The sequence below is a fragment of the Streptomyces sp. B1I3 genome (assembly GCF_030816615.1).
GTDB lineage: Bacteria > Actinomycetota > Actinomycetes > Streptomycetales > Streptomycetaceae > Streptomyces.
Genome location: NZ_JAUSYD010000001.1, coordinates 91,801 through 117,957, shown reverse-complemented (window position 1 = coordinate 117,957; position 26,157 = coordinate 91,801). Strand labels below are relative to the sequence as shown.

21 protein-coding genes and 7 pseudogenes are annotated in these 26,157 nt (G+C 68.9%); 16 read left to right on the top strand and 12 right to left on the bottom strand.

Features of this window, described 5'->3' with window-relative positions:
- Nucleotides 1-318 precede the first annotated feature (318 nt).
- The gene (locus QFZ58_RS34360; RefSeq protein ID WP_373428501.1) at nucleotides 319-717 is read right to left on the bottom strand and encodes a hypothetical protein; all 399 of its coding nucleotides are present in this window, start codon (nucleotides 715-717) and stop codon (nucleotides 319-321) included.
- Nucleotides 718-1,116: 399 nt separating this feature from the next.
- Here QFZ58_RS34360 and QFZ58_RS00645 point away from each other — a divergent pair, with 399 nt between their 5' ends.
- Entirely contained in the window at nucleotides 1,117-2,040 is a 924-nt protein-coding gene (locus QFZ58_RS00645; RefSeq protein ID WP_307122895.1) for a hypothetical protein, read from the top strand.
- Between the two features lie 145 nt (nucleotides 2,041-2,185).
- On the opposite strand, the pseudogene QFZ58_RS34355 reads toward QFZ58_RS00645, so the two are convergent.
- Nucleotides 2,186-2,370, bottom strand: a pseudogene (locus QFZ58_RS34355) (LysE family transporter); the annotation flags it as partial.
- 449 nt (nucleotides 2,371-2,819) lie between these two features.
- Here QFZ58_RS34355 and QFZ58_RS00640 point away from each other — a divergent pair.
- Nucleotides 2,820-4,307, top strand: a complete 1,488-nt coding sequence (locus tag QFZ58_RS00640; protein ID WP_307122894.1) for a PP2C family protein-serine/threonine phosphatase — start codon at nucleotides 2,820-2,822, stop codon at nucleotides 4,305-4,307.
- Nucleotides 4,304-4,678 (top strand): STAS domain-containing protein, encoded by a 375-nt coding sequence (locus QFZ58_RS00635; RefSeq protein ID WP_307122893.1) that lies wholly within the window; start codon nucleotides 4,304-4,306, stop codon nucleotides 4,676-4,678. The genes QFZ58_RS00640 and QFZ58_RS00635 overlap by 4 nt, the downstream gene beginning before the upstream one ends.
- A gap of 24 nt (nucleotides 4,679-4,702) precedes the next feature.
- On the opposite strand, the pseudogene QFZ58_RS34350 reads toward QFZ58_RS00635, so the two are convergent.
- Nucleotides 4,703-4,807: pseudogene (locus QFZ58_RS34350) on the bottom strand (transposase); the annotation flags it as partial.
- Between the two features lie 73 nt (nucleotides 4,808-4,880).
- On the opposite strand from QFZ58_RS34350, the gene QFZ58_RS00630 reads away from it, so the two are divergent.
- The 3 genes and pseudogenes from QFZ58_RS00630 to QFZ58_RS00620 all read left to right on the top strand — a co-directional run.
- Complete coding sequence (locus tag QFZ58_RS00630; RefSeq protein WP_307122892.1) at nucleotides 4,881-5,417, top strand: class I SAM-dependent methyltransferase; 537 nt, start codon at nucleotides 4,881-4,883, stop codon at nucleotides 5,415-5,417.
- A 367-nt stretch (nucleotides 5,418-5,784) separates the two neighbouring features.
- Nucleotides 5,785-6,963, top strand: a complete 1,179-nt coding sequence (locus tag QFZ58_RS00625) for a Cmx/CmrA family chloramphenicol efflux MFS transporter (protein WP_307122891.1) — start codon at nucleotides 5,785-5,787, stop codon at nucleotides 6,961-6,963.
- Nucleotides 6,960-7,121: pseudogene (locus QFZ58_RS00620) on the top strand (helix-turn-helix domain-containing protein); the annotation flags it as partial. The gene QFZ58_RS00625 and the pseudogene QFZ58_RS00620, both read left to right, overlap by 4 nt.
- 204 nt (nucleotides 7,122-7,325) lie before the next feature.
- Here the strand turns inward: QFZ58_RS00620 and QFZ58_RS00615 are convergent.
- Both QFZ58_RS00615 and QFZ58_RS00610 read right to left on the bottom strand, forming a co-directional pair.
- Nucleotides 7,326-7,471: pseudogene (locus QFZ58_RS00615) on the bottom strand (transposase); the annotation flags it as partial.
- A gap of 80 nt (nucleotides 7,472-7,551) precedes the next feature.
- A pseudogene (locus tag QFZ58_RS00610) lies at nucleotides 7,552-8,001 on the bottom strand (FAD-dependent oxidoreductase); the annotation flags it as partial.
- Nucleotides 8,002-8,398: 397 nt separating this feature from the next.
- Between QFZ58_RS00610 and QFZ58_RS00605 the strand changes: the two are divergent.
- Nucleotides 8,399-9,304 carry a hypothetical protein gene (locus QFZ58_RS00605; RefSeq protein ID WP_307122890.1) on the top strand — a complete coding sequence of 302 codons (906 nt, stop codon included), beginning with the start codon at nucleotides 8,399-8,401 and terminating at the stop codon, nucleotides 9,302-9,304.
- A gap of 277 nt (nucleotides 9,305-9,581) precedes the next feature.
- Here the strand turns inward: QFZ58_RS00605 and QFZ58_RS34345 are convergent.
- Nucleotides 9,582-9,820 (bottom strand): annotated as a pseudogene (locus QFZ58_RS34345) (Tn3 family transposase); the annotation flags it as partial.
- Between the two features lie 116 nt (nucleotides 9,821-9,936).
- Between QFZ58_RS34345 and QFZ58_RS00595 the strand changes: the two are divergent.
- A complete protein-coding gene (locus tag QFZ58_RS00595; RefSeq protein ID WP_307122888.1) occupies nucleotides 9,937-10,674 on the top strand; it encodes a dienelactone hydrolase family protein in 738 nt (245 codons plus the stop codon).
- An 806-nt stretch (nucleotides 10,675-11,480) separates the two neighbouring features.
- A complete protein-coding gene (locus QFZ58_RS00590) occupies nucleotides 11,481-13,007 on the top strand; it encodes an RICIN domain-containing protein (protein ID WP_307128732.1) in 1,527 nt (508 codons plus the stop codon).
- A 59-nt stretch (nucleotides 13,008-13,066) separates the two neighbouring features.
- On the opposite strand, the gene QFZ58_RS00585 is transcribed toward QFZ58_RS00590, so the two are convergent.
- Nucleotides 13,067-13,618: a hypothetical protein gene (locus QFZ58_RS00585; RefSeq protein ID WP_307122887.1), complete on the bottom strand. Its 552-nt coding sequence runs from the start codon at nucleotides 13,616-13,618 to the stop codon at nucleotides 13,067-13,069.
- A gap of 40 nt (nucleotides 13,619-13,658) precedes the next feature.
- A complete protein-coding gene (locus QFZ58_RS00580) occupies nucleotides 13,659-14,750 on the bottom strand; it encodes a hypothetical protein (RefSeq protein WP_307122886.1) in 1,092 nt (363 codons plus the stop codon).
- A gap of 403 nt (nucleotides 14,751-15,153) precedes the next feature.
- On the opposite strand from QFZ58_RS00580, the gene QFZ58_RS00575 reads away from it, so the two are divergent.
- Together QFZ58_RS00575 and QFZ58_RS00570 are read left to right on the top strand one after the other, a co-directional pair.
- Nucleotides 15,154-15,873 (top strand): hypothetical protein, encoded by a 720-nt coding sequence (locus QFZ58_RS00575; RefSeq protein WP_307122885.1) that lies wholly within the window; start codon nucleotides 15,154-15,156, stop codon nucleotides 15,871-15,873.
- Between the two features lie 70 nt (nucleotides 15,874-15,943).
- Complete coding sequence (locus QFZ58_RS00570) at nucleotides 15,944-17,791, top strand: FG-GAP-like repeat-containing protein (RefSeq protein WP_307122884.1); 1,848 nt, start codon at nucleotides 15,944-15,946, stop codon at nucleotides 17,789-17,791.
- Nucleotides 17,792-18,361: 570 nt separating this feature from the next.
- Here QFZ58_RS00570 and QFZ58_RS00565 read toward each other — a convergent pair.
- On the bottom strand, nucleotides 18,362-18,760 hold the full coding sequence (locus QFZ58_RS00565; protein WP_307122883.1) for a hypothetical protein: 399 nt from the start codon (nucleotides 18,758-18,760) through the stop codon (nucleotides 18,362-18,364).
- Between the two features lie 853 nt (nucleotides 18,761-19,613).
- On the opposite strand from QFZ58_RS00565, the gene QFZ58_RS00560 reads away from it, so the two are divergent.
- From QFZ58_RS00560 to QFZ58_RS00545, 4 genes and pseudogenes are all read left to right on the top strand, one after another.
- Nucleotides 19,614-19,976 carry a MarR family winged helix-turn-helix transcriptional regulator gene (locus tag QFZ58_RS00560; RefSeq protein WP_307128731.1) on the top strand — a complete coding sequence of 121 codons (363 nt, stop codon included), beginning with the start codon at nucleotides 19,614-19,616 and terminating at the stop codon, nucleotides 19,974-19,976.
- A complete protein-coding gene (locus QFZ58_RS00555) occupies nucleotides 19,973-21,406 on the top strand; it encodes an MFS transporter (RefSeq protein WP_307122882.1) in 1,434 nt (477 codons plus the stop codon). The genes QFZ58_RS00560 and QFZ58_RS00555 overlap by 4 nt, the downstream gene beginning before the upstream one ends.
- 36 nt (nucleotides 21,407-21,442) lie before the next feature.
- On the top strand, nucleotides 21,443-21,736 hold the full coding sequence (locus QFZ58_RS00550) for a DUF1330 domain-containing protein (RefSeq protein WP_307122881.1): 294 nt from the start codon (nucleotides 21,443-21,445) through the stop codon (nucleotides 21,734-21,736).
- Between the two features lie 27 nt (nucleotides 21,737-21,763).
- Nucleotides 21,764-21,979: pseudogene (locus QFZ58_RS00545) on the top strand (MFS transporter); the annotation flags it as partial.
- Nucleotides 21,980-22,062: 83 nt separating this feature from the next.
- On the opposite strand, the gene QFZ58_RS00540 reads toward QFZ58_RS00545, so the two are convergent.
- The gene (locus QFZ58_RS00540) at nucleotides 22,063-22,467 is read right to left on the bottom strand and encodes a MerR family transcriptional regulator (RefSeq protein ID WP_307122880.1); all 405 of its coding nucleotides are present in this window, start codon (nucleotides 22,465-22,467) and stop codon (nucleotides 22,063-22,065) included.
- A gap of 80 nt (nucleotides 22,468-22,547) precedes the next feature.
- On the opposite strand from QFZ58_RS00540, the gene QFZ58_RS00535 reads away from it, so the two are divergent.
- Complete coding sequence (locus QFZ58_RS00535; RefSeq protein WP_307122879.1) at nucleotides 22,548-23,357, top strand: alpha/beta fold hydrolase; 810 nt, start codon at nucleotides 22,548-22,550, stop codon at nucleotides 23,355-23,357.
- Between the two features lie 387 nt (nucleotides 23,358-23,744).
- Here QFZ58_RS00535 and QFZ58_RS00530 read toward each other — a convergent pair whose 3' ends face one another.
- Complete coding sequence (locus QFZ58_RS00530) at nucleotides 23,745-24,152, bottom strand: RidA family protein (protein WP_307122878.1); 408 nt, start codon at nucleotides 24,150-24,152, stop codon at nucleotides 23,745-23,747.
- A 984-nt stretch (nucleotides 24,153-25,136) separates the two neighbouring features.
- Nucleotides 25,137-26,063 carry a hypothetical protein gene (locus QFZ58_RS00525; RefSeq protein WP_307122877.1) on the bottom strand — a complete coding sequence of 309 codons (927 nt, stop codon included), beginning with the start codon at nucleotides 26,061-26,063 and terminating at the stop codon, nucleotides 25,137-25,139.
- Nucleotides 26,064-26,157 lie beyond the last annotated feature (94 nt).

The window sequence follows — 26,157 nt, the reverse complement described above, 5'->3', positions numbered from 1 at the left end:
GTAGTCGACAGCAACGGTGTCGTAGGCGACCCGGGTGGCGTGCAGGTAGGGCAGTTCGGTCATAGGGCACCGTCCAGCTATCCCGCCGCCACGCGAGCCTGGCTGGCGCGCGGAGCGATGCCGCCAGTTTCGGCAGCGTTTCCCTCAGACCGTCATCCTGCTGCTCGGCCGAGAGCTGCGCCCAGGTGCCCGGCTGCTCCTGCCGCTCCAGCTACCGACCGATGTCGTCACCGTCCATCGGCACGCCGGGGCGATGTCGGGGAGGCCGGCCGTCGGTGTCGTCCAGGTCGGTGAGGAGGCGGTGGGGGCGTTGCCGGTTCAGCGGCCACGGGCCTGGTGGTCTCGCTCTTCTTCGGCCACCGGAGCAGGGCTTGGTAGCCCGCCAGCCACACCAGTGATTCCGGCCGCTGTCACCCGCTTGCGCAGGACCGCGGCGTCGCGCGAGTTGGAGAAGTGGAGCAGTGCGGACTCGGCGGCCAAGTCGATGTCGCCCCGCTCCGGGGCCTCGCCGCCGGTGCTGACGATCCGGCTCTCGCCCTCGGTACCCCCTGGCGGGATCGCGAAGGAAATACATGGGTCCGCAATTTTCAGCCGATCACGGGTGGCCGAAAATGTCGAAAATCCCTGGATTCGGCTACTTCGATTCGAACAAAGAATGACGCGCAGTCGCCGCAATGTGCCGTTGCCACCCAGCCGTACCTGCCGCGGCACGCCCATCGGGCCCGGGACCCGGGTGACCAGAAATATCCTCCGGCTGCTGCAACCTGACAGAACCTGCAGCTCAGCGCCTACAGATACGCAAATTTGAGAAATGGCGACCTTTTGGGCGTGCTTGGCGGTCGAATCGGCGAGTCCAGGTCAAACATGCAACCCGAGGGAGTTTGTCTGGTGCAGATGATGTATCGCTCCTCGGGTAAATATTGATGAAGATCGCACTCCTCATGCCGGTGCAAATTCCCGGACCTGTGTGTCCAATAGTAGGAGCCTGAATGCGGTGGACGGCCAAGCGGCACGGAAGACTGTTCGGGGAGTAATTATTCCCTTCTCGGTGTCGTGTCGGCCTGATTCCGCGTCTCGGATCGACCCCGCTTCACCTGAACCCAGAGGAACCCCGTCATGAGCAGGAAACAGACAGCATTCCTCGCCCTCCCCACACTTTTCGCCGGCGCAGCACTCTTCCTCGGCGCTCCCGCCGGTGCCTCCGCCCTCGCCTGCACCGCCGGCACCGCGGGCACCGCCGGCGCCAACGGCAACTCCGCCCATCCCAACGGTTATCCCGGCACTGCGGGCGGCCCCGCGACCGGATCCGGGGACTGCGCCGGCGGTGCGGGTGGTCCGGGGGGAAACGGTGTCCAGGGCGGGCTCGGCGGTGCGGGCGGCGACGGCGGGACCGGTCTCGGCGGTGGCTCCGGCGGGGCGGGTGCTCTCGGCGGCAACGCCGGCCCCAACGGTGCGGCGGGCGGCAACGGTGGCACCGGTGCCACCGGCGGCCCTGACGGTGCGGGCGGAGCGGGCGGTGCGGGCGGTGCGGGCACCCGGGGTGGTGCGGGCGGGGCCGGTGGTACCGGCGGTAACTCCGGTGCCGACGCCGGGGCCGGCGGAGTCGGTGGACTCGGCGGCGCCGGGGGCTCCACCGGTGGTGCGGGCGGCAACGCGGGCAACGGCGGCACCGGCCACGGCGGCGGCGCGGGCGGGAACGGCGGTGCCGGCGGCATCAACAGCAATGGCAGCGGCGGCAAGGGCGGAAAGGCCGGTAACGGTGGCAACGGCAGTTCCGTCGGTGCTTACCCGGGCGGCGCCGCAGGCATCGGCGGGGCCGGCGGCCTGAGTTCCGGAGGCATCGCCAACTACGGCGGCAAGGGCGGCAACGGGGGCAACGGCGGCGCCAAGTCGGGCGCCAGCGCCGATGGCGCCTGCGGCATCGGAGGCGCGGGCGGCGACGCCACCGCAGGTCTCTTCCGCCACGGCGGCGCCGGCGGAACCGGCGGAACCTTCGGCGGTGGAGGCCCTTGCGCGAACGGAGCCAACGGAACACCGTGACGTACCGCGTCAGGTGCCTCACACCATCCCGGCGCAACGACACCTGCTGCGGTCTCGGGATGTGACGGCCGCGCCCTGACCCCTTCATCACTGAGAGTCGATGAGCCGACTCCCAGTGATGAAGGCGCGCCCGGAGGTGAACTCCGACACCCAGATGCACCAAGTAGCGGCACCGGCCGGCTTCAGGACCGTGAAGACCGGAACCGGGCGTTCCACGATCGTCCCGACACCGAGAGCCGCGGCCACGATGAGCACGTAGCCACCCAACACAGTGCCCACAACCGTGCTCAGTGCAGCGCGACGCCCCTGCGCCGGCGCCCGCCCGAGCACGGCCGCAAGCGGGGCATCGTCATCGACGCCGTCGGACTGTTCCCCGGGGTGCTGGTCACCGCGGCCGCGTGCAGGACTCGACTGCCGGCTGAACCCGGTTTGACCGTGTTTCCCCACCGCTTCACCGTCGAGTGGACTCTTGGGCTCCCGGGGGGCTCATGGACCACCGACGCCTGGGCCGCGACTACGAACCCTGCCCGCACCGGTCACAAGCCTTGATCCACATCGCGATGATCAGCTTCATGCCCCGCAGACTTTCGACCGAGTCCGCCCGGCATAGCGTGGCGCATGAACTATACGCAACCCGGCAATTCAGGATGAAGCGGCGGGACGAAACGCCCAGCCGCACATGTGGTGCCCAGTGCGACATTGGTGTTGGGACGTGTACTCGATCTAGGCTGCATCGGTTCGTGCCGCTCGCGGCGGCCCATCGACGGAGAGGAAAGCCGATGACCCAGCAGGCCTCGGCCACCGACCCGGCTCCCGGGCGCCGCCCCGAGCTGGTCCCGGACCCAGATGTGGAGGCGACCCGTATAGCGGCGGTACGCCGCTACGACATCCTCGACACCCCGCCCGACGGTGCGTTCGACCGGGTAGCGGCGATGGCGGCCCGCCTGTTCGACGTCCCCGTGGCCACGGTCACGATCGTGGACACCGACCGCATCTGGTTCAAGGCCGCGCACGGCCTGGAGGGTGTCAAAGAGATCGGCCGTGATCCGGGCCTGTGCGGCTCGGCAATTCTGCGCGATGACGCGCTGGTCATTCCCGACACCCTTCGTGATCCCGTGGCGGCGGACAATCCGCTGGTCGCCGGAGAGATGGGTGTGCGCTTCTACGCCGCCGCACCGATCATCACCCCCGACGGCCACCGGCTGGGCACGGTCAACGTCCTGGACACCAAACCGCGCGCCATCACCGAGGACGACACCGCCACACTGGCCGATCTCGCCGCGATTGTGCTGGACGAGATGGAGCTGCGGCTGTCGGCGTTTCGCGCCCTGCGCAACGAGCAGGAGCGGCGGGAGGCGGAAAGCCGTCAAGCCGAGACGGAGCGAGCGCGTGCCGATCTGGAACGGGCGGCGCGGGAACAGGCGGAGAAGGACAAGGCCGCCATCGCCGCGTTCGCCTCCACCCTCCAGCGCACCCTGCTGCCGCCGGTGCTTCCCGTGGTACCCGGGCTGGAGCTGGCCTGCCACTACCGCACCGCCTCCATCCACGATGTGGGCGGCGACTTCTACGACGTCTTCCCCGTTGACGGCAACCGGTGGACGTTCTTCCTCGGTGACGTGTGCGGCAAGGGCCCCGAGGCGGCGACCGTCACCGCACTGGCCCGCCACACCCTGCGCGCCGCGGCACAGATCGACCCGGACCCGGTCAGCGTCCTGAGCACGCTCAACACCGTCCTGCTCACCGACGTCACCGCAGGAAGCCGCTTTTGCACCGCCCTCTTCGGCCTCCTGTCACCACAGGAGGACGGCGGCTTCACTGTCACGGTGGCCGCCGGCGGTCATCCGCCGGCCTACCACGTACGCCCCGACGACAGCGGCGCGGTATGGGTGAAGGCGGTCCGGCCCAAGGGCGGCATGCTCGTCGGAGCGTTTCCCCAGGCACACTTCGCCCAGGCCACCTTCTCCCTGGCCCCCGGGGAAAGCCTGTTCCTCTACACCGACGGGCTGACCGAAGCCCGCACCACCCAGGGCACCATGCTCGGCGACGACGGCCTGACCGGCTTCCTCCACCAGCGCACCTGCCCCCTCAGCGCCACCACCCTGGTCGAGGACACCGTCACGTTGCTGGCCTCACTGCCCGACGGAGCCGGCGACGACGTGGCCGTGTTGGCCCTGTCCGTGCCTGACACCGAAAGCACACCCGGCACCGGCCTCGCCGCCACCGCCCACACCACCGCCGCACCCGAACACATCGGCCAGGAGTCATGACCGACGTGACCCCCACCCTTCACCTGACCGTCCAGCACCCCCGTCCCGGCTTCGCGATCGCCACGATTGTCGGGGACGTGGACGTGCAGACCGCGCCCACCCTGCGCTCCGGGGTTCTGGAGATCATTCAGCAAGGACACCCGCGCTTGGCCCTGGACCTGGCACAGGTCGGCTTCTGCGACTCCGCCGGCCTCAGCGTCATCATCGGCATCTGGCACGCAGCCCAGGCCGCAGGCGGCTCACTCAGCCTCGCCGCCGTCCCCGACCGCATGCTGCGCATGCTCAGCATGACCGGCGTCGACTCATTCCTGCCTGTCCATGCCACCACCGCCGACGTCGCCGACAGCCCGCCTACCTCCGCCAGCTGGTGAACGACTACTGGTGCCGGTTCCGTATCAAGCAACGTTTGCCCTGTCGACGACGGCGCGCAGGCGCCGGTCGTCGGCGTGGCGGTTTCGCCAGATGATGTAGTTACGGATCATGCCGCCCTGTTCCTTGTGACTCGGGCAAGAGCGCGTGGGCGAGCACCCGGGCCCGACACGCAGGTCCTCGAGCTTCGACAGGTTCCGGGCGATGGCCGGTGATGACTTCTCCGTCAAGTTCAGCGTGTCGGGCTTCGGGCCTGTGGCCGCCCGCCGCGCCCACCGCGGCCGAGTTCTCGGCGTCGACCTGTCCGCGGCCGTGATGGAGCAGGCACGCCGCGAGGCTGCCACCGAGGACCTCACCGACATCGCCTTCGAGCAGGGCGAGGCACAGGTCCATCCCTTCTCCGGGCCCGGCTTCGACATCATCATCAGCCGCGGCGGCGTGATGTTCTTCGGCGACATGGTCGCGGCGTCCACCCACCTGCACGACGCGCTGACGCCGGGCGGACGCCTGACCTTTCTCGGGCCGCAACCCGGCAAGGCCGTGGTCCTGTGGCCCGTCGCCGCGGCTGTGCTGCTGCCTGAGCTGGAGGTATCCGCAGGGTCTCCGGGTCAACGCCGAGGGGTTCGCAGTACGCGGCGATCAGCACGGACACGCAGTCCCTGGTGCCCGCTGGGTCCGTGGCCCGGTACAGCGTCATCCGCTTCCGGTCCCTGGCGACGTCCGATCCGGCGTAACTCATGACTTCCTGGCAGCGCTTGACTGCCTCGGACACGAGCTGGTGACCGCGCGGCGCATCGGCTCGGGCATCGGGGTGTGTTCCATGGCCGCACGCGATGTTGCGGGACATGACGTTGCTTACACAGTGCAATGCCGTGCAATGCCGATGAACCCGAGGTGCCTCGACTGACATCAGTCGGGTAGCGTGCGGGGCATGTCGAGTCCTGAGTCAGACACGGTGGGAGCTTTCGGTCACGCCGTCAGCCCCCTGTACCACTGAGCTCATAGCCCTGTCGTCGCGCCGCATTCTGTGGTGGGACGGGATGCTCTTGGGGTTGGCCGCGGTGACGAGATGACCTTCTCCTGCTTCTCCTCACCTCGGAGCCACTCGATGCCTCTCCCGCTGTATCTGCTTGCCATGGCCGTTTTCGCCATGGGCACCTCGGAGTTCATGCTCGCCGGCCTCTTGCCGGACATCGCGTCAGATCTCGATGTCACCGTCGGGACAGCGGGGGTGCTTACCTCCGCCTTCGCTATCGGCATGATCGTTGGCGCCCCGCTCGTGGCCGCGCTTGCCCGCAACTGGTCCCGGCGCCTCAGTCTTCTTGGGTTCATCGTCACTTTCGCGGCGGCTCACGCCGTGGGCGCCGTCACCACGAGCTTCCCGGTCCTGTTCGCTACCCGGGTCGTCGCCGCGCTGGCGAACGCAGGGTTCCTTGCCGTCGCTCTGACAGCTGCCGCCACGCTCGTCCCACCCCACAAGAAGGGACGTGCTCTGGCCGTGCTGCTGTCGGGCACGACGGTGGCCACGATCGCCGGTGTCCCTGGTGGGTCGGTACTCGGCGCATTGCTTGGCTGGCGGGCCACGTTCTGGGCTGTTGCCGCGCTCTGCGTGCCTGCAGCTCTCGGTATTCTGAGGGGGATCCCAGCGGGACGTGTGAAGGAAGAAGCGACTGGCGGGCCGGCCTTGCGAGGGGAGCTCGCCCAGCTCGCGAAGCCGAAGCTGATCGTGGTGATGCTGCTCGGCGCGCTCGTGAACGCGGCAACCTTCGCCAGCTTCACCTTCCTTGCCCCCGTGGTGACCGACACCGCCGGGCTGACTGAGCTGTGGATCTCCGTCGCCCTGGTGCTCTTCGGTGCCGGTTCCTTCGCCGGGGTAACCGTCGCCGGACGGCTGTCCGACCAGCATCCCGGCCCGGTCGTCGCAGTCGCCGGTCCGCTGCTACTGATCGGCTGGCTGGCCCTGGCCCTACTGGCCGACAAGCCGGTCGCTCTGCTCGCCCTCGTGTTCGTGCAGGGCGCGCTGTCGTTCGCGCTGGGCAGCACCCTGATTACACAGGTCCTCTACGAGGCCGCAGGAGCCCCCACCATGGCCGGCGCGTACGCGACGGCGGCACTCAACGTCGGCGCCGCCGTCGGACCACTCATCGCCGCGGCCACCCTCAACACCGCAGTCGCAGATATCGGGCCGCTGTGGTCGAGCGCATTCCTGGTCGCTGTTGCGCTTTTCATCGCGTTTCCCCTTCGCACAGTGATCGCGGATGGCCGGAGCACGGAGGCGCTCCAGTGACGCATGCGAACGCCCCTTTGACCATCGAGGGACGCCGACGGCTCGTCGAACGCTGCCGCACCCGTCCGATCGCCCATGTCGCTGCCGAGGCCGGGGTCTCCGGCTCCTGCCTGTCCACGTGGAAGAACCGCTACGACCAGTACGGTGAAGCCGGGATGGGCACCGGTTCTCGGATCTCCTGACGTCAATCGGCGGACGAGCCGGGTATGTGCTTCGCGACATGCTCGATCCGCCGATGAGGAACCAGAGCACGGCCACACCGGTGAGAGCGCCGCTCCAATACGGACGTCGAGTTCGCGAGGGGTGAGCACCTCCGCACCTCGCATGTGTGTGAGGGCGGAGAGCCCTCGGTCGGGTCCTTGGTCCTGGCGGGCGGCATAGCGGAAGGAGTTCGCAGCAGGTGGACCACGCAGGTCTGCACGATCGTCTTCGGTCAGACGGTCTCGACGGCGTCGGGCAGGCCCTTGAGCCCGTCGCAGACGAGCAGGAGGACGTCGTTCACGGCGCGGCGGACGCCGCCGAAGCCCTGCGATGGCTGACCGCTGGCACCCACCGGCCCGCGAGGGGAAGCGGACCGGGTTTTGACAGTCAGGATGGCTGGACTTGGTCGAAGAGGGCGACAGCTTCGGCAGGGTCCGGGCTCACCAGGCGTTCCAGACCGGCCATCGTGATCTTCGCCCACCTGCCGGCCCGTGCCCACATCTGCTCCCCGGAGGCGCGGTCGGCCTCGTCCAGATCTCCAGGGCCGGTGGCGATGGACTCGGCGAGTTCGGCGCCTTCCAGCATCGCGAGGTTCGCGCCGGCCCCCAGCGGGGGCATCAGATGGGCGGCGTCGCCCAGTAGCGTCACCCCGGGGACGTGGGTCCAGGTGTGGGACACGGGCAGGACGTAGAGGGGGCGGTGGACGAAAGCGGTGGCGTGGCGGAGGAGGTCGAGGACGGGAGCGGCCCAGCCGTCGAACAGAGCCAGCAGGCTCGCTCGCACGGCCTCGACGTCGGCCAGGTCCAGCTTCGTGTGCCAGTCCAGCGGCGCGCGGAACGTCGATCCAGGGCTCGACGTCTCACCGCCAACCGTGCACGGGCTCGTTAGGCCTACCCAGCCCCTCTCAGCTCACCGCTCGCACCAGCGAAACCACCAAGTAGGGGCCGCGGGGCTGCGGGGAGAGACCCCCACGACCCTGCGGCCGCTCGACCAACCCGTAGTTCAGAGAAGAGCACGCTTGCGTCCGATCGTGGTCTGGATGCGGACAGCCCGCCGTGCTGGCATTCGCACCTGTCGTGCTGCAAATGCAGACGACGGAGGTCTTGCAGCGCAGCAACGGAAAATGGGTGCTGAATCCACTTCGCCCTGTAGTCGTCCTCCCCCGTGAAGCCGGACAACCGATTGTCCTCGCCTCTGTGACGGACCCGGGCTCAGGCGGATACGCTGCCTGATCATGCGTATAACAGCACGCGGTCCGGCCTTCGGTGCCGCCGTACTTGCCACTGTCCTTCTCGCTGCGGTCACGAGTTGTTCGTCCGGATCCGAGGACGGTGACAGCGGTTCCCAGCTGCTCACCGGGCTCAAAACCCTCGCCGGCGACAACAGCACGCAACAGGTGTCCTTCCTCGATGTGACAGGCGTACGGAAGTTGAGCAAGGGGGACCCGAAGCGCTTCTCCTCCATCGCGGAGCCGAGCAGCCCGCTACTGAACCCCTACCAGCCCGGCCTGTTGGGGCAGCGGTTCGAGGTGGCCCAGATAGGCACCGCGATCGACACCAAGGAGGCCGGGCACTGGGAGGGTTCTTTCGACGCACCGGCGATCACCAAGTCCCTAAAGTCCAAGGGCTACACCCGGAGCGAGAAGGATGGCCAGGAGGTCTGGACGCATCCCGGGGACACGGGGGTCTCGCTCCAGGTCTCGGCGGACGAAATCTCCTACTCCACCCGGGACTCCGACCCGATGGCCGCCGTGAACCCGAAGGACGGTTCCTCCCTGGCCGACAACACGGAGTACCGGCGTGCGGCCGAGTGCCTGGGAGACGTCTACCGCGCGGATTTCAGCCCGATGAGCTCCCCCGATCCGGTGCGCCTGGCTGCGCTGGGCCAGCAGGCGTCCACCGCCTCCGAGAACACCGAGGTGCTGTGCTTCGTGGTCGCGGACGGCACTGCGGCGCAAGATCTGAAAGCCAAGCTGCAGGCGGTTGTCCGCGACGAGTCACCGAAGTTCGACGGTACGAAGGTGACCGTGGAGAAGGGTGACCAGCCCGTGGTGCGGGCTGTGGTCCCGGACACCGCCGCTCAGCGGCCGGGCCGGCTGATCCTCACCGACATGGAGCTGTGGATGACCGCCGCCGAGTAGTCGGTGCGCACGACGGGCCGGGCTGTGGCGCGGAGCCGCTGTCCGGCAGCGCACCCCTCCCCGACGGCCCCTGCCGCACCACCGCCCCGGGCACTACCCCGGCGGTGCCCGCCGAGCCACCTGCCGTACACGACGTGCACGGGCTGGTCAGCCGGCTCCGCGACCTGACACGGCTGCCCTGCCCACCGCGCCACCGCCGAGACCGACGGGGACCGAGACCTCACAGAGGCCGCCCAGCTCGGCTGCGAGGTCCGCATCGCGCATGCCAGCGAAGGCGTGGCCGTCGGTCTCGTCCCAGGGGACGTCGAGGTCGTCCATGTGCACGCGCCACTTCGCTCCTGGCAGAGCACCGGCGACCTTCAGCATGTCCGGCCAGTGCGTGATCACCTTGTTCAGGTTCACGCGGTTGCGGGCCAGGTCCTCCACCGCGCCGTAAATGCCGGTCTCGAGGCCGGGCATCGTGGCCCGCCAGAACCGCTGGTCGTCCAGGTCGCGGAACCGGGGGCTGAAGTTGTAGTCGGTAAAGCCCTCAGCGCCGGGCCCGTCCCGTATGTCAGAGGGACACCCGTGCTGTTCTGCCAGCGGCAGAACACCGGCCGGACCGGGCTCGACGATCACTACAGTCCGGTCTCATGACGAAGATTACGACGCGTACGGTCGAGTACCCGGCCGACGGTTTGACGATGATCGGGCACCTCGCGCTCCCGGCCGGTGTCGACCGCCGGCCCGCGGTGCTGCTCGGACCAGAGGGCATGGGGCTCAGCGACGTCGAGCGCCGCCGGGCCGATGTTCTCGCCGAGCTGGGATATGTAGCGCTGGCCTTCGACCTTCATGGCGGGCGCTATTTGGGTGACCCCGAGGAGATGCTGGCCCGTTGCCTGCCGCTGCTCGCTGATCCCGACCGGATGCGGGGGATCGGCCATGCGGCGCTCGACGTGTTGCGCACCGAGCCCCGGACCGACCCGGACCGGATCGCCACCGTCGGCTACGGAACCGGGGGCGCGGTCGGGCTGGAACTCGGGCGCGGCGGCGTCAACCTGCGCGCGATCGGGACAGTCAACGCATTGACCACGGGCCGACCGGGCGAGGCGGCAAGCATTCGCTGCCCGGTGTGGGCCGGGGTCGGGTCGGAAGACCCGATCATGCCGCCCACGCAACGAAACGCGTTTACCGCTGAGATGCAGGATGCGGGCGTCGACTGGCGCCTCGCGGTCTACGGCGGAGCCTTGCACGCCTTCCACCACCCGCCGGTCGACCACCCCACGGTCCCCGGCGTCGGCTACCACCCACAACACGCACAGCGAGCCTGGCGCGACATCGTCGACCTGCTCGCCGAGTGCCTGCCCCTGACGGAGGACCTGGGGGCATGACCCGGGCAACCATGCTGGTGCCAGGCCTGGTCGGCGTCGTGCACTGACAATGGTGGGGTCATGAGGGAGTACAGCGAGGCCGCTGCCACGTACCTGTTCCAGCAGTAGTACTCGAACTACGCATGGGGAACGGAAGAAGCCGCTTCATGGCCTGGCAGACGAGTGGGCGCAGCAGCAGAACCGCGACGGCACCTGTGTTGTGGCTGCCGAGGGATCGGTCGAAACGCCGGCGCTGTTCGTCCGCAAGACTGCGCGCTTGCCTCGGATGGGCGTGCCCACCCGCCGGGTGTTACGGGTGCAGGCGCAGTCCGGCAGGCGATGGCCCAAGGCCCCGTGCACGGCGGGCCGGCTCATCCCATACTGCGGCTGCCGTCGTACCGGGGCGTGCCGCTGCCGGTACCTGGCGGGCTGGGTGACAACGTAGTTGCGCCGGCGGTGACGATGAGCGTGCCGGAGGCCGCGTGAGTGCACCGGTGAAGGTGGTTTTCGCCCGGTAGCCCGGTGCTGTCATGTCCGGTGTCATCGAGGCCGTGGCCGGGCCCCGCAGTCTGGTCCCGGTGCAGGGAAGGGGTGGGTGGGGAGTGCTGCCGAGGCGCTCTCCGCGCCGCACCCCGGTACACACGCCGGGGCACGCAGGCTCACCGGTCTGGCGGGGAGTGCTTCCGGATCACTTGATGGATGGGTTTGCCCGTCGCAGGCCCGGGCGGGGGAGTGCTGGCCTTCAGCATGGAAGTGGCGCGCCTCCGGTGGCACGGTTGCTTCGGAGGTGAGCGCGCCGACGGTCAGTGAACGGTGAAGGGATGACGATGAGCACTGCCCACGCGGCAGCCGCAGATGGTGAGCACTGTGCCCCTCCGATCAGAACGATTGCCGGGACCGGGGACGCGGGGTTCAAAGGGGAGAACGACCCTGCTGCCTCGGCTCAGTTGAACCTTCCCTACGGGGTCGCGGTGGACAGAGCCGGAACCCTCTACATCTCCGACTACAAAGGCCACCGGGTTCGGAAGATCACGAATGACGGGAAGATCAGCACGGTCGCCGGCTCCGGCACCGCGGGCGCCGACGGTGACGGCGGCCAGGCGATCTCGGCCCAACTGAACGGCCCCCGCGAGGTTGCGGTGGACAGCGCAGGCAACCTCTACATCGCCGATGGCGACAACCACCGGATCAGGAGGATCACGACTGATGGGGAGATCAGCACGGTCGCCGGCACGGGCACCGAGGGCTCCGAGGGTGACGGCGGTCCCGCCACCGCCGCCCAGCTGAACAACCCGCGCGGGGTAGTGGTGGACAGTGACGGCACCCTCTACATCGCCGACTCCGACAATGACCGGGTTCGGAAGGTCACCACGGACGGGGAGATCAGCACGGTCGCCGGCACGGGCACCGCGGACTTCAGCGGTGACGGCGGCCCCGCCACCGCCGCCCAGCTGAACGGTCCTCGTGGGGTAGCGGTGGACAGCCACGGCACCCTCTACGTCGCCGACCACCTCAACCACCGGGTCCGGAAGGTCACCACGGACGGGAAGATCAGCACGGTCGCCGGCACGGGCATCACGAACTCCAGCGGTGACGGCGGCCCGCCCGCCTCGGCCCAGCTGTACCACCCGGCGGGGGTGGTGGTGGACAGTACCGATGCCCTCTACATCTCCGAATACAACGGCCACCGGGTTCGGAAGATCACTGCGGGCGGGGAGATCAGCACGTTCGCCGGCACGGGCACCGAGGGCTTCGGCGGTGACGGCGACCCGGCAGCCTCGGCCCAGCTGCGCAACCCGTTCGGCCTCGCTGTGAACTGCGTCGACGCCCTCTACATCGCCGACCACTACAACCACCGTCTCCGGAAGGTCGCGGCGGCACCGATGGCAGGGCTGCCCGAGTCGGGCACGGTGGTCTCCTGGGCCAACGTCCGCAGTAGGTTGCGGATGGCGGTGGTGCGCGAGTCCACCAAGGACGGAGCCGAGGTCCACCAGATGCTCACCGTCCCCAGGGATCACCAGCGGTGGCGGCTGGTCGTGGAGGGCCAGGACGACGGCGAGGTCCTGTACCGGATCGAGAACGTGCGCAGCGGCAAGGTCCTGGAGGTCGTCGAGGCGCGCGAGAAGGAGGGGGCGGTGGTCGCGCAGCGCGCCTACGAGGGTGATGACGCACACCACCAGCACTGGCGGCTGATCCCGGTGGGCTCACTGACCGACACCCCGCGGGTGTACGAGATCGCGAACCGCAACAGCGGCCTGCTCCTGCAGGTCGACACCAACGCCCGCACAGCGATCAAGCAGCACGGGGCAAAGCGCGACCACCGCGACCGGCAGTGGCAGCTGCTCCCCGTATGACCGACACACGGGAGGGGGGCAACGGCGTGATCGCCCTTGCCCCCCTCGTAGGCCGGGCTCTATTGAGGGCTGGGCGGGTTCTCGGCTGTCGCGTTGGTCTTCCTGGTTTCCCCCAGGGTCTTCGGGACTTGGGCGGTCGTCGTGGGCGGCGCAGGGGCTTCTTGGGCTTGGGGTGCTTTCGGGGCTTTGGGGAGATTTGTGTAGTTGTCTTTCTTCGGCTTGTCCTCCAGGTCCCCGTTCTTCTTCAGGTCGTCGCGGCCCGTCACCGTCTCGCTCGCCTTGTTCATGCCGTCGGACGCCGCCGTGGACACCGAGCTGGGCTGCTGGGCGTAGGTCGCCTGGGCATCGGCTGATGTCTGGGTGGTGTGGATGAAGGAGCTGAGGAAGCCCAGGACGGCCCGTGCTTCGGGTGACTGCTCCTGCACGACTTTCGCCCGGGAGGACGCTCCGTGGATCGCGTTGCTGAACAGGCTGGTGCTCTTGTCGTCGTATGCGTCCTGCTCGACCTCCTCGAAGTCATCCACACCCGGCTGCGAATCGGCTTTGTCGGTCCGCACCGAGAAGAGCCCCGCACTGTCCTTCGCGGAACCGAAGATGTTGTCGAACACCATGGTCATCACCTCTGGTCGTCGTGGCGGCGCCGCCGCCCGGTCAAGGCCCCTTGTACAGTGCTCGCTGGCTGAAGGTCAGCGCCTCCTCGTCGAACATCGTGTGGTGGACGTCCAGGGCGGAGACGACCTCGGCCAGTCCCTTCATGCGGAAGCCTCCGCCTGCCAGGTTGAGGACGCCGATGTCACGGGCGACCACCTGGTTGAGGCCGGGAAGATTCCCGGACTGCGGGGGAGCCAGGACCGCCACCGGCACGGCGTACTTCACCGCGAGGTACCCGGAGAAGGTCACCGGAATCTCGTAGGTGTAGTGCTTGTGCGTACGCCGCTGCGTGGCGATGGTCTCCACGCGGGAGCTTGCCGGGACCTTGCCGGAGATCTGCGATTTCGAGGTCCAGCTGGTGGTCAGGGAGCCGCCGACCGAAGCCGCGATGCCCAGCGCCAGCTGTGCGTTGAGCGACGCGCTGCCGGTGGCGCTGCCCTGGGTCGTGAACGCCACCGAGTTCGTCACCGAGTTCGACGTCGAGTTCCCCGCCGAGTTCGTCGTGGCCGTCTCGGTCGCATTGGCGTTGTCCACCCCCACGCTGTCCTTGCTGTTCTTGTTCGTCACCGTATTGGCGTTCTTGTTCGCCATGTCGTTGCGCAGCTGCGTCCCGAGCTGCGCCTGAAGGTCCATCTTGAGCTGGTTCTGCAGCTGCAGCTGCAGCTGCGCGCCGACGCTGCCACCGAAGGTGAGCTTGGCATCCCCGTGGAGCGACCATGTCACCCCGTTCGACACGGTGAAATCGACCGAGTCGGTGAAGGTCATCTCCTGCGTTTGGCTGCGGTTGACGTAAGCGCGCGAGGAGAACGTGTCGGGCGCCGGCTGGGTGATGTCGCACCGCTCCTCGATCAGCGGCTCCCCGAGGTTCATGTAGCCGAGCCAGCCCAGATCGAACGCGGACCCGGGAAAATCACCGAAGCCCAACTTGTTGATGGAGACCCCGACGGGCGTGTGCTGCACGCCGAAATTGTCGGTGTGGACCAGGTTGGGATGGTTCAGGATCGACTGCAGGTCGATGTTCAGTTCCCGCAGGTTCTTCTTCGTCAGCGGGTGGCGCTTGAACCGTTCCAGGTTGTACGCAGTGGAAGGCATTCCCCGTCCTCGGCCGATCTGGCAGAACCCGGCTCGGTGAAACATAAACGGGCTCTGCGCGCTTTCCGAACCTCGAAACTATCAGGATCCGGATTTCCCGAGAAGACGTCTTCGCGCATCACGCTCAAACGAGTGAAAAGGTTCGCCGACCACCTTCAACTCGCCTAATCGAGCGGTAGGTTGAAGCGCTGCCGATCATTCGGTTCATGACTTACCGGGAGTCTTGTCTGCGGGTTTGTGGCCGCGAGTTGCCGCAGGTAGGGGTGTTTGGTTCGATCGATCTTTCGTTTTCGGAATTGTTTCGGTCAAGAACGGTTCGATCTGCGGTAATCCTGCGTGATAGGCCACTGTCTTGAATTCCTGGCGAATTGTTCTCCACGTCAACAAAAGGTGAGGTTCCGCTATGTACACCCAAGAACGCACGGCGATGTCGAATCTGGTGGTCGGCGGTCCGGTGGCGGTGAACAGCTACGACAATGCGATCGTGGCCGCGCTGATCGAGAACCGCCCCGTCATGCTCGTCCACGCCTTCAACGGCGGCTTCCTGCGGCCCGCCGAGCTGGGGGAGGCGATCCACGACAAGGGGGTCAAGCTGGCCACCACGCTCGACCCGGCCACCAAGGAAGCACAAGGCCACCTCTGGTACATCACCCCTGCCGGCTTCTTCGGGCAGCGACCGCTGTACTTCCTCGAGAGCGCCGCCGGCCAGGTGCCGTCCACACCTGTCGGCGCGAACGACGCCGACGCCGGGCGCGGTGACGACGGCGCACCGAAGCCGCAGCGCCGGCGCATCACCGTGCACCAGGACGCCCCCGAGAGCACGGCCGACACCGTCCAGGTGGGCCTGCCCGACAAGGTCGGCGACCTGTGGCGCGGGAAGAACGGGGCGCCCGAGGACACCCAGCTGTGGGTGGTCACGGTGACGCCGTGGGGCGGGATCACCTTCGTGCCGATCACCCATCCCGACGCCATCCTCGGGTTCAAGGACCACGCGGTGGCGGCCGACAGCGAGGTGCGTCTGACCTACAACTGGGGTGGGGACTTCACGGGCACGGTCATCAACACCTTCTACCCGCGGCTGCCCAACGAGTGGAGCGTCCCCTACCACCACGTCTTCACGTGACCCGCCACCACCGCCGCCGCACCACACCTGTCCCGAGCCGACGCCCGTACCGCCTGGAAGAGGCACCACTATGCCCGTGCCCACACAAGAACTGAAGTTTCGAATCGTCCACGCCACCACGGGAAAGACCCTCGGCGCCAAGGCCGCGCCGGGCACGGACGGGGCGCTCGTCGTCCGCGACTTCCCCGACGGCGGCCCGAGCCCGGAGCAGTGGCAGCTGACCCCCGTACAGGCCGCGCAAGGCGGGCAAGCACAGGACGATCAGGCGTATGTGATCCGCAACGCGGTCAGCGGCAAGGTACTTGACGACCCCGCCGCTGCGCACAGCTCCGTCCGCCAGTGGGACGCATCCGGCAGCAAGAGCCAGCAGTGGCACCTGGTCCCCGTCGAGGGCGAAGCGGGCCTCTACGTCATCGAGGGCGGGACCGACCATACCGTCCTTGACCTCTGTGACCCTGAAGCGCAGGACGAGACCGGGGTCGTCCTGCGCGAGTACGACGACAGCGCGGGAAGCCAGCGCTGGCGTCTCGTCCCGGCCGAACCCGAACGCACCAGCGACCCCGTGCTGTGCTACGCACCGCTGAGCCACTGGAACGGCCGCCGGTCCTGGCGGCTGGTCAGCTCGGCCGCGCTGCGGCCGGCCCCCGGTGCGACGCCCTCCTTCAGCGACATGCTGCTGGTCCTGAAGCGGTTCGGGAGCGAGCAGGATGCCGGCGGATGGAAGAGCGTGGGAGCCGGCCGCTTCCCCGGCGGGCAACCGGGCTGGTGGGCCGGGCTCGGTGACCGGCTGCTCGCCGACACCACCGGCGCAGGCCAAGCGGACATCGTCGGGCTCAAACCCGCGAAGGGGGTTGTGACCTCGTCCAGCCAGGGTGACGGCACCTTCGGCGACGACGAGCGCGTCCTGCACCCGCCCGCACCCTCCCCGAGCCCCAAGGACCTGTGGACCCTGGTGGACACGACGGGCGACGGCAAGCCCGACGCCGTCGTGCTCTGCGCCGACGGCGTCCGGGTGTCCCCCCAAGACGATGACGGAACGTTCGCGCCCGTGATCGGCGAGCCGACACTCAAGGCGTTCGGACATGGCGAGGAGGCCGGCGGGTGGCTGGCCGATGAGCATCCCCGCTTCCTCGCCGACACTACCGGCGACGGCCGCGCCGATATCGTCGGCTTCCACGACGACGGCCTCTGGATCTCACTCCAGGACGAGGACGGGACGTTCGCGCCCGTGATCGGCGAGCCGACACTCAAGGCGTTCGGCCACGGCGAGGAGGCCGGCGGGTGGCTGGCCGACAAGCATCCCCGCTTCCTCGCCGACACCACCGGCGACGGCCGCGCCGACATCGTCGGCTTCCACGACGACGGCCTCTGGATCTCACTCCAGGACGAGGACGGAAAGTTCGCCGACCCTCTGTACATCCTCGATGACTTCGGAACCGACCAGGGGTGGACCTCCGTAGAGGAATACCCCCGGTTCCTGGCCAGTACCACCGATGGCGGGGCGCTGGACGTCGTCGGGTTCGGCCCGCAGGGCGTGACTGTCGCACGAGGGCGCGGGGATGGCACGTTCGAGCCCTCCAAGCTCGTCCTGAACGACTTCGGGCACGCCCAGAAGTGGACGAGCAAGAAGCACCTGCGGTACCTCGCCGACGTCACCGGCGACGGCAACCCGGACATCGTCGGCTTCGGTGACGAAGGGGTCTGGGTGTCGCACAACCGCGGCGACGGACAGTTCGCACAGGCCCAGCTGGTGTGCCGCGGCTTCGGCTACAACGACGACGTAGGCGCCTGGCGGGTCGACAGTCACCCCCGCTTCCTCGCCGACATCACCGGCGACGGACGCGTCGACATCGTCGGCTTCGGCGGCCCGGGCGTGTATGTAGCCCGCAACCTCTTCCGCCGCTTCAGGACCCGATAACCCGCCGAAGGGCCTCCACAGCCGCATTACGGCGACTGGTCATCGGCGTGCCGGGACCTGTCACGCCGACCCGACGTGCGGCCTGGCACGCCATCGCCTGCGAGGCCACACGTCGAGCAACCGCAGAAACGGGCTACCGCGACGACAGGCAGAACGGCGGCCACGCCACGACCCGTCCAGACAAGCTCTGTTCATGCCCATCAGCGATCCGAACGACGCGGACAACACCTTCGGTTGTCATCCAGCCGGACAGGGGGAGAAATGACAATTCCGTCGACGCCGGGTATGTCCTTGGGCCCGGCCTCACTCGGCGGGCAGCTGACGGGCGCTCCGGCGGTGGCACCTTCCTCGGACGGCCGGCTACCCAGTGCGCCTGTTTCTGCAGCCCAAAAGCGCAACGCCTCCCCGGCAGCGGCCGGGGAGGCGCAATTGAGCAAGTACCGCCGCTCTCTGCGAGATGGTTCTGAGAGGTCGCTGACCATGCAGTCTGTGCGGCCCTGATCAACCGCTCCGTGAATGCCCTGAGTTCCCGGTTCCCCGGGCGAACCGTTGGGAGTGGTCTGACCCTAGCTACAGTGTGGCCGTGCCCGTGGAGGTGCTGGCCACGAAGGGCTCATTCATGCTCATCAGCATCGCCTGGTAGTCGAAGCTCTGCCCGTACTTCATGCCCCGGTCGTCGTAGTCGTAGATCATGATGGACGCCCAGTAGGTACCGTCGACCTGGCACTTGACGTTGTCGTCGCTCCCGCCCCAGTTCGTCCCCTGAGCAACGAAGTGGAGCTCTTGTCCGGGGTTCGTGCAGGTGCCTCGCCAGTTCATGACGATGTCCTTCGGGCTGGGCGTGCCGGACGTATAGGCGTACGTGATCGTGCCTGCCGGCGGGGTGTCGGCGGCCTGCGCCACTGCTGAACTGCCCAGCATCGCCACGGCGCCCATGGCCACAGCCGCCATCCGCAAGGACCGCATCATCGAAGGTTCCCCAATCGTCCGGGTCCGGGACCGCCCCGGACACACGAGGTGATCTTGGGGTGTCCGGGGCGGAATCCTCCGGGACCCACCGGAATGGTCACCTCAACGAGTGACGAGCCGATACGGCAGCCGCGACGAAGGGGACCAGACGCACGCACCACCCGCGGATCGCGGAGGTCCTGCCACGCTGCGGCGGGACGCCGATCTCACGCAGATGGACTTGGAGGCTGACCGGGTTCATCGGCTGTCCGGGCTGGCGGCCGGGGAAGAGCCGGTGAGAGCTTCTGCTGTTGCGTAGGGCAGATGCTGGCTGGACAGGATGTATGCCCGCATCAGGTCGGCAACGGGCTCGGGAGCGGGGAAGGCGGATCAACCAGCCGGGCAGTGACAGTGACTCCGTCGTCGGTGATGTCGTCGAGGGTGAGGCGAACGATGCGGCTGACGGGCTGGGCATAGACGAGAACGAGTGCGGCACGATGCGGCCTGGTGCGTCTGAGAGCGTCCCAGCGGCCCCTTCTCCGCAGTGGCCCGTAGTCGGCGAATCCGATGCCAGGTAGCGAAGTACCGGAGACGCCGGTGGTGTTCGGGGCACCTCAATGGTGGCGATCCGTTGGGTCAGCCAGCGCTGTAGGTGAAGTCGAAGGGCGTCCGCCTCGCACCCGGCGCCGGGGCGCCCCGCGCGAGAGGGCGGATCGAGGCCGCCCGCGACAGTCGACATTTCCATAAACTATGAATATAAAAATGCTATGCTTCGAGCATGAGTCGTCAAGACACCGCTCCTGGCGCGTCCGCCGCCATCGGGGCAGCCCTCTACGGCCTGGCCACCAGGGCCGCGAGACGCCTGCCCCGGGACATGAGCCTGACGTCCGCCGCCACCCTGGCCACCCTGGACCGGACCGGCCCGCGGCGCATCACCGATCTGGCCGCGGTCGAGCGCGTCACCCAGCCCGCGATGACCGCCCTGGTCCGGGTCATGGAGGAGTCCGGCCTGGTCGAGCGACGGGGCGACGCGTCCGACAAGCGGGTCACGCTGGTGTGCCTGACCGAGGCCGGGGCCTCCTATGTCCGGACGCGGCGCCAGGCGGGCGTCCACGCGTTCGAGCGGTTGATCGGCGAGCTCACCGGCGACGAGGTCGAGGCGCTGATGGCGGCCCTTCCGGCGCTGAAGCATCTGGCGGAGCTCGAAAGCCAGGACCGCGAAGGGCCGAAGCGGTGACCGGGCAGCCGGTCGGCGGGGTCGCGGTGAAGGCGTTCCCGGTGGCGCGTTCCGAGGCGCGGGTGCTGGTCCCCGCCCTGATGTTCATCGCTCTGGTCGTGGCGGCGGTCGCCAGCCTCGGGACGCCGCTCATCACCAGCGTGGCGACCTCGTTCCACGTCTCGCTCGGCAGCGCGCAGTGGACGCTGACCGTCGCGCTGCTCAGCGGCGCCGTCGCCACGCCGGTTCTGGGCCGGCTCGGAGCCGGCCCGCACCGGCGGGCCACGATCCTCGCCACGCTGGCGATCGTCGTCGCCGGCAGCGCGCTCACCGTGCTGCCGCTGCCGTTCGCGTGGCTGCTGGCCGGCAGGGCGGCCCAGGGCGTCGGGCTCGGGCTGACGGCGCTGATGATGGGCGTGGCCCGGGACCACCTCCCCGAGGAGCGCAGCGCGGCCGTGATCGCCCTGATCTCGGTGGTCTCTATCATCGGGGCCGGCGTCGGCTACCCGCTGGCCGCACTGCTCGCCGAGCTCGGCGGGGTACGGGCCGCCTACGGCCTCGGCCTGGTCGTCACCGCCGCCGCCCTCCTGACCGCGTGGCGCTTCATGCCCGAAGCCCCCGAAGGCCGCTCCGCCCACGTGGACGTGGCAGGCGCGGTCGTCCTGGCCGCTGGGCTACTCCTGGTGCTGTTCCTCGCCGGCGAACGGAATCTGTGGAGCCGGCACCTCGCCGTGGCGGCGGGCCTCACCGTCGTCGCGGTGGTGCTGCTCTGCGTCTGGGCCGTCATCGAGCTGCGCAGCACGACGCCCCTGGTCGATGTGCGGGCGGTGCGGCACCCGGCGGTCGCCGGGGCGAACCTCGCCATGTTCGTCGGCGGGATCGGCATGTACCTCCTGCTCACGCTCATCACCCGGTACGCGCAGACGCCGCACGGCGCCGGCTACGGCTTCGGGCTGACGACCTTCGTCGCCGGGCTGGTCCTCATCCCGTTCTCGGTGCTGGGGTTCGTCGCCGGCAAGCTCACGCCGCGGGTCCGGACGCGGATCGCCGACCCTCTGCTCCTGGCCGGCAGCGCCGTCGTGGTCGGCGGCGGGTTCGCCCTGTTCGCGGCGGCCCGGTCGGACCTGGCCGAACTGTTCGCGGCGATGGGCGTGCTCGGCTTCGGCGTCGGCGGCTTCTCGGCCGCGATGCCCGGCGTCATCCTGGCCGTCACCCCCAAGAGCGAGACGTCGAGCGCCATGAGCTTCAACTACGTCGTCCGCAGCGTCGGGTACTCCCTGGGCAGCGCCATCGGCGGCCTGATCCTCGCCGCGGGCACCGGCCCCGGCCACCTCTTCCCCGACGACAGCGCCTACACCACCGCGGCGCTGGTCGGCATCGGCGCCATGGCGATCACGACGCTGACAAGCCTCGCTCTCGCCCGCCGACGCTCGTCCGAGACCAACCCGTAAGTCAGATGCACCCATCGCAACAACACTGGAGGTTCCATGCCCAAGGGCTACTGGGTCAGCGCCTACCGCACCATGTCAGACTCCGAGAAGCTGGCTGCTTACAACAAGCTGGCCGGTCCGGCCGTCAAGGCCGGGGGCGGTCGGATCCTCACCCGTGGCAGTCGGGTCATGGCGCATGACGCCGGAATCGCCGAGCGCACCGTCCTGATCGAGTTCGACAGCTTCGAGCAGGCCGTCGCGGCGCACGAGAGTGCGGCCTACCAGGAGGCGCTGGTCGCTCTCTCCGACGGCGTCGAGCGCGACTTCCGCATCGTCGAAGGCATCGACTGACCCAGATCCAGTCGGATCTTCACTGAAACGCTGCGCTGCCTCCTCATCCTGGCAGTGGCCGCCGGGATCGCACTGACGGCTCCGGCCTTATGGGTCCTGGTCACGGTGGCGCTCGTCCTCGGCGCCGTCGACGCACTGTTCGTAGCCGCTGTCGGTGCTCTCCCGCCCCGGATCACCGCCCCTGACCAGCTGGCCCGGGTCACCGGCATGCGCTCGCTGTCAATGCGCCTCAGCCAGATCGCGGAGGTCGAGCTCGCTTTCGCGTACCTCTTCGCCGTACAGGACCCCCGCGGGCACGCCGTTGCCGCCGTCTTCGATGGAACCGATCAACTTGCCTCGGCAGCCGCTGGCTGAGGCGGCCTCAGTGTTGCTGCGCCCTCTGAGGGCGCGGCGGTGATAATGGCGTCGAGGATCGCGCGTGACGCCTGTAGATCTTCGATGGCGCGGGTGATTCGCTCGCCCTCCTGGCGCAGTTGGGCGAGCAGTTCCGGGCAGGTGGGCACGAGATGCTCGCCGTCCGCCCGGATGCACGGCAGGACCTGGGCGATCAGCGCGGTCGGAAGGCCTGCCGCCAGCAGACAGCGAATGCGGCGCACTGTCTCGACGTCCGACTCGCCGTAGGTGCGGTAGCCGCTGGGCAGCCTGTCGGGCGTCAGGAGTCCTTGCTGTTCGTAGTAGCGCAGCAGCCGCTCATGGACCCCGGTACGCCACACCATCTCCTTCATGCGCATGCCGCTCGCCTCATTCCTGCTCCCTTTACCCATGCCGCGACTTGACTCTGACACTGATGTCGGAGTTTAACGTCGGTGCCATGACCACTGATCACGCGCTTCCCACCTCTGGCCTCGACGTTCTCGTGCGCGGGCGCGGCCCCGCACTTCTGCTCGCGCACGGCGCCGGCGGCGGCATCGAGGGGAACTTCGGCCTCGTCCTCGACGACCTCGCCCAGGACCACACCCTCGTCGGCCCGCACTACCCCGGGGCCGGTGGCTCTGCCGTAGCCATCGAACCTCTGGACCTGGACGACCTCGCCGACCGCCTGGTCGCGGCCGCTGTCGCGGCCGATCAGGACACGTTCGCCGTCCTCGGCGAGTCCCTCGGCAGCGCCGTGGCCGTCCGGATCGCCACGCGGCACCCCGACCGTGTCCGGGCCCTCGTCCTCACCGCCGGCTTTCCTGCCGCCGACCCCGTCCTGGCGCTCGCCGCCCAGCTGATCAAATCCCTGGCGTCCGCGGGTCAGTGGGAGGACGTGGCAAGGTTCGCCCTCCTGTCCTGCATGTCCCCGGTGGACCTGGCGGATCTCGAGCCGGCCGCCCTCGACGACCCGGTCGCCCACACCCTGACCGCGATGCCGCCGGGCATGCTGGACCACTTCGACCTGGTGTCCCGCGTGGACGTTCGGGCCGACCTGGCGAAGGTGTCCGCCCCCACCCTGGTGGTGGCGCCGACCGGCGACCGACTGGTGCTGCCCGAGAGCTCGTACCGTCTGGCGGCCGGCATCCCGGGTGCCCAGCTGATCGAACTGCCCGGCGCCGCCCACATCCTGAGCCCAGCAGACCGGGCGACATGGCTCCGCCACGTACGCGAGTTCCTCGCCGCGCTCCCCGCCACGTCGGCGTGAACGCACCTTTCCTCGTGAAACAGGCCGGTCCGCCCACGACGTCGCCGCCCCGGCGCCGGGCCGGCTGCTCGTTCTCGCCACGACGACCTCCGTCGTCGATCCTCCCGGGGCCGGGGCCGAGACCGGCCCCAACCCGGTCCTCACGACGAAGCCGCGCCCCGGACGCCAGCGAGTGGCACCACCGGCTCTACGACCGCGCCGTGTTCGAAGAGCCCAACCCAACGACTTGACGCGGTAGACACGTGAGGTGTCTACCGCCTCGCCGGCACCCGAGCCCGAGCCGAGGATTCTGCAAAGGCCGGCTGACCGCAGCCTGCGCTACTCGATGGCCAGCCGTCCTGGCGGACGCCTGGCCATCCCGCGTTTGTGGTGTCCTTGGAAGATGTCTCAATCGAGCACGGCGGCGACAGCCTCGATCTCGACGAGTTGGTCCTTGTAACCGAGCACGGTGACGCCCATCAAGGTGCTGGGGACGTCATGGTCAGCGAACGAGTCGCGGACTACCTGCCAGGCGGACACCAGGTCCTCCCGCCGGGCCGATGCGACGAGAACCCGTGTGCTGATGACGTCCTGGAGTGACGCGCCTGAGGCAGTGAGAGCGGCCTGCATGTTCTCGATGGCCTTCGCCGCTTGGCCCGCGTAGTCCCCGATCGCTGCTGTGGAGCCGTCGTCGTTCAGCGGACACGCCCCTGCAAGGAAGATCAGGCGTGACCCGGCAGGCGCCGTGGCCGCGTAGGCGTACTCGGCGACGTCGGACAGGGCGGTGGAGCGGATCAAAGTGATGGCACGAGTCACGGTCGTGGGGTCCTTTCCCCTCGGGGGTTCAGCCCGGACATCCTGTCAACGGCCAGTTGGCTTCCGCCTTCCCTTTTCTCGCCGCCCCGCGAGAACGCCGTCACTCCTGCTCGACATTCACGGACCGAATGATCACCAACTGACTCCGCTGTTCCTGGACATCAACGAAGCCAACGACGTGATCGAAGCCCTTGCCCGGCAAGCCGGGCCACGAGGCGACCATCGTGGCGTGCTGCGTGAGGACGACCGGCTCGGGCACCCGCCGGTTCGCGGGCCGGCCTTCCTGGCGGCATTCGCGGCGGGCTAGGCGGGCCTCCAGAACGGCCTGTCGTCATCTGGCTCCGAACATGAGCTCCTACGCGACCCAGCAGTAGACGCTCTGGTTCTGGCGCCGGGCACTGCTGACGAGAGCAGCCAGATCACCCACGATCGCGTCGGCGCGGCCGAACAGGCGCGGCCGAACGGCGCCGCCTACACCGCGAGCAAGCGGCGGTGCAGGGCATGGTGAAGTCCGCAGCGCTCGCGTACGGGCCCAAGGGAATCAGGGTCAACGACCGCTCGGACAAAGCGACCTGGCGACTCGATGGGACTCGCTTCATGCCTCGCGGTTTTCCCCGCGTCGCGACGGTGGGCACGGATTGCTGACGTGACCTCAGCTCGACACGCTGAACTTGGCAGAGGCATCGTCACTGACCAGGGCCCTGAACTTGTCGAGCTCCAGGATCTGCCTGTCGGCCCGGGTGCCCGCCCAGGGGAGGCAGCGGCGCGACGCCGTCTTCAAGGCCCGCACGTGTCGACCACGCTCGTGATCGACACATCGAGCGACCTGGACAGCCGGGCCTCGAGGGCGTCCCGTCCCCGAGGCCAGCGGTGTCATACAGCTCACCGACTCTCAATGACGAGAGGTCAGTGTGCGGCCATCACATCCCGCGACCGCACCAGATGTCCTTACGAAGGATCGCGGGGGATGCTGATCATGGCAGGTCACGGTGTTCCGTTGGCCCCGTTCGCGCAGGGGCTGCCGGAGCCGAAGGTCCCGCCGGTCCCGCCGGCGCCGCCGTCGAAGAGGACGCCCCCGGTGGCGTTGCCGCCGGCGCCGCCGATACCGCAAGCGCCATCGGCACTGGCACCCGACTTGGCGCCGCCGTTGCCCCCGGCGCCGCCGTTGCCGCCGGTATTGAGGATGCCTCCGGAGCTCAGGCCTCCCGCCCCGCCGATGCCTGCGGCACCGCCCGGGTAAGCGCCGCCGGAGCTGCCGTTGCCGCCGTTTCCGGCCCTACCGCCCTTGCCGCCGCTACCGGAACTGTTGATGCCGCCACCACCACCGTTACCGCCCGCGCCACCGCCGTGGCCGATGCCGCCGTGGCCCGCGTTGCCGCCCGCACCACCGTCGGATCCCCCGGTGCCGCCGGTGCCGCCGCGGCCACCTACGCCGGCGTTGGCACCGGCGTTGCCGCCGGAGCCGCCAATGCCACCCGCGCCCCCATGGGTGCCAACTCCGCCTGCTCCGCCGGAGCCGCCGGCACCGGTCAGGCCGCCGACCGCACCGGTGCCGCCGTTGCCACCCGCGGCGCCGTTGGGGCCGGCGTCGCCGCCGAGAGCACCCGCTCCGCCGGAGCCGCCGCCGAGGCCGGCACCGCCGTTACCGCCCGCTCCGCCGACCCCACCCAGGACACCGTTGCCGCCGGGACCCCCGGCACCGCCGGCGCAGTCCCCGGTTCCGGTCGCGGGTCCGCCCGCGGTGCCGGGAAAGCCGCTGGGATGGGAGGAGTTGCCGTTGGCACCGGCGACGCCCGCGGTACCGGCGGTGCAGGCGAGGGTGGAGGCACCGGCGGGAGAACCGAGGAAGAGTGCCGCGCCGACGAAGAACGTGGGCAGGGCGAGCAGGGTGGTGGTCTGATTTCTGTTCATGACGGGGATTCCTCAGGCTCAGGTGAAGCGTGGGTCGGTGCGGGTCACTGCAGCAGGCCGGTGCGGAACCGAGTGGGGAATATCCTTTCCCCGA

Excerpts from the sequence above, each read along its gene's own strand:
- QFZ58_RS34360 (WP_373428501.1), bottom strand. The coding sequence starts at position 717 with ATGGGCGTGCCGCGGCAGGTACGGCTGGGTGGCAACGGCACATTGCGG.
- QFZ58_RS00645 (WP_307122895.1), top strand. The coding sequence starts at position 1,117 with ATGAGCAGGAAACAGACAGCATTCCTCGCCCTCCCCACACTTTTCGCC.
- QFZ58_RS00640 (WP_307122894.1), top strand. The coding sequence starts at position 2,820 with ATGACCCAGCAGGCCTCGGCCACCGACCCGGCTCCCGGGCGCCGCCCC.
- QFZ58_RS00635 (WP_307122893.1), top strand. The coding sequence starts at position 4,304 with ATGACCGACGTGACCCCCACCCTTCACCTGACCGTCCAGCACCCCCGT.
- QFZ58_RS00630 (WP_307122892.1), top strand. The coding sequence starts at position 4,881 with ATGGCCGGTGATGACTTCTCCGTCAAGTTCAGCGTGTCGGGCTTCGGG.
- QFZ58_RS00625 (WP_307122891.1), top strand. The coding sequence starts at position 5,785 with ATGCCTCTCCCGCTGTATCTGCTTGCCATGGCCGTTTTCGCCATGGGC.
- QFZ58_RS00605 (WP_307122890.1), top strand. The coding sequence starts at position 8,399 with ATGCGTATAACAGCACGCGGTCCGGCCTTCGGTGCCGCCGTACTTGCC.
- QFZ58_RS00595 (WP_307122888.1), top strand. The coding sequence starts at position 9,937 with ATGACGAAGATTACGACGCGTACGGTCGAGTACCCGGCCGACGGTTTG.
- QFZ58_RS00590 (WP_307128732.1), top strand. The coding sequence starts at position 11,481 with ATGAGCACTGCCCACGCGGCAGCCGCAGATGGTGAGCACTGTGCCCCT.
- QFZ58_RS00585 (WP_307122887.1), bottom strand. The coding sequence starts at position 13,618 with ATGGTGTTCGACAACATCTTCGGTTCCGCGAAGGACAGTGCGGGGCTC.
- QFZ58_RS00580 (WP_307122886.1), bottom strand. The coding sequence starts at position 14,750 with ATGCCTTCCACTGCGTACAACCTGGAACGGTTCAAGCGCCACCCGCTG.
- QFZ58_RS00575 (WP_307122885.1), top strand. The coding sequence starts at position 15,154 with ATGTACACCCAAGAACGCACGGCGATGTCGAATCTGGTGGTCGGCGGT.
- QFZ58_RS00570 (WP_307122884.1), top strand. The coding sequence starts at position 15,944 with ATGCCCGTGCCCACACAAGAACTGAAGTTTCGAATCGTCCACGCCACC.
- QFZ58_RS00565 (WP_307122883.1), bottom strand. The coding sequence starts at position 18,760 with ATGATGCGGTCCTTGCGGATGGCGGCTGTGGCCATGGGCGCCGTGGCG.
- QFZ58_RS00560 (WP_307128731.1), top strand. The coding sequence starts at position 19,614 with ATGAGCCTGACGTCCGCCGCCACCCTGGCCACCCTGGACCGGACCGGC.
- QFZ58_RS00550 (WP_307122881.1), top strand. The coding sequence starts at position 21,443 with ATGCCCAAGGGCTACTGGGTCAGCGCCTACCGCACCATGTCAGACTCC.
- QFZ58_RS00540 (WP_307122880.1), bottom strand. The coding sequence starts at position 22,467 with ATGCGCATGAAGGAGATGGTGTGGCGTACCGGGGTCCATGAGCGGCTG.
- QFZ58_RS00535 (WP_307122879.1), top strand. The coding sequence starts at position 22,548 with ATGACCACTGATCACGCGCTTCCCACCTCTGGCCTCGACGTTCTCGTG.
- QFZ58_RS00525 (WP_307122877.1), bottom strand. The coding sequence starts at position 26,063 with ATGAACAGAAATCAGACCACCACCCTGCTCGCCCTGCCCACGTTCTTC.